We start from the raw sequence: 1663 nt of genomic DNA on the forward strand, positions 1-1663 counted from the left end.
GTGCAGTCTATACAAAATTTAGCTATGTTGGTGGCGCCCTTTGTTGGAGCGTTTGTTTTAGGTCACACTTCGGCTGGGCAGTTGTTCCTTTTTTCTGGATTGAGTGGATTATTCTGTTTATTGGCTATCAGGATATTGGTGAACCGTTCTTTGTCTATTATTCGTTCTCAATGATTGGCTCATCAATAAAACAAATGTTTTAAATCATTTTTCTGAGGTTTAGAGGACGTGGAGATAATCTAACATAGAGCAGCTTTTTCAACGTTATAGATTCAATTTTTGATTTTTACTTAACCGCTCATATTTTTGTTTTTTTTTCGGGGCTTTGTTTTCTTGACACTGTTCTACCGTCTCGTAAACTCAATAGGGGGCATGGTTTTGAGCGATAATGTCATTTTTGTTTAACTCCGCTTTGCTACGAATAGTCAAACTTAAAAACTCAGCTGCTAATCCTCAATCAGCTTGGCTTGACGCAATAATGGAAACAGAAAACAAGCTATAGTGTGAATTATCTTATATGCCATAAAACATCACTCTTGGAGGTATGGTGATATCAGGTATGGGAAACTTTAGGCGGGGGTATGTTAATTGTTGCTCTTTTTCCTAATCAGAAATCAACCACAAGATTGCTTTTTGTTTTTTTGGCTGGAGGTCTCTAAAGTTTTTCAAAAGAGTGTGTTCTTTTTCGCTATAGGTTTCTTGATCACGGAGTGGGGTATTTTCTTTTGTTGAGATATCTTCTTTTGTAGCAATGTCTGCATAAAAAAAGCTTATGGGAACATCTAGTTTTTGGGCGATTTTGAGTAAACACCCTGCGCTTACACGATTGAAGCCTTTTTCGTATTTTTGGATTTGTTGGAAACTGACACCTAAATGGCTTCCTAATTCTTTTTGGGAAAGGCTCATTGAAATGCGTCTGTGGCGAATTCTTTTGCCTATCAGAATGTCGATAAAATTTTGATTTTTAGTTGGCACTTCAAGCCCCCCCTCCGGTTGCGAGCGCCCTCGCATTGGTATTCCGGGAGTCTAAAAGTACTGAATCCGAGTCAGTTTTTTTGCTTTTAGTGCTTAAAGCACCTGGACATAGCAAAAACTCCCGGAATTCCGGGATACCCACAAAAGTAGGCTCAATTGTACGCTCGGATTTAGGGCTTTTAGTTCCCTATTGATCGTTGCGTAGACGATCAAAAACATTTTTAAATTTGTAAAGTAATTTCAGAAAATTGGCAAGAAAAATCAATATGTCATAAAACGGCGTTATTTGGAGGGGCGGTGATATCAGGCATATCAATTTATCAAGATGTTTTTTAGAGTGTGAGGAATATTTAGGCTTGATTTCCTTGTCTGGTCTGATGAAGTGCTGTCGTTTGAGGAGTAGGTGATCTGAAGTTTATAGGGGGTGTTGGGTAAGAAGTTAAATTGTAGAGCATTGTTTATAGAGCACTGCGGAGTGGTGAACCTTTCATTGGGTTGCATTCTGTGAATGTGCAAAAGCGTAAAAACGTATATCCGTAAAATGATGCGCAGGATTTGTGGATTTATGCATTGTGCGTGTTTTGGGGTCATGTTGGGCTTTTGTCTGGTGTGGAATGGGGTGAGATAAATGGGGGAAAGAGTGCTGTGAATGGAGGGGAAGTTGGGAGGAAGAGGGGTGTTAAGTTGT

1 protein-coding gene is annotated in these 1663 nt (G+C 39.3%); it reads right to left on the reverse strand.

What is annotated here, in order from left to right; translation table 11 throughout:
* Nucleotides 1-603 precede the first annotated feature (603 nt).
* Complete coding sequence (locus ACFIKE_RS10245) at nt 604-975, reverse strand: helix-turn-helix domain-containing protein (protein WP_375649752.1); 372 nt, start codon at nt 973-975, stop codon at nt 604-606.
* Nucleotides 976-1663 lie beyond the last annotated feature (688 nt).

The sequence above is a fragment of the Bartonella sp. MU70NMGDW genome, assembly GCF_042194085.1.
Taxonomy (GTDB): Bacteria; Pseudomonadota; Alphaproteobacteria; order Rhizobiales; family Rhizobiaceae; genus Bartonella; species Bartonella grahamii.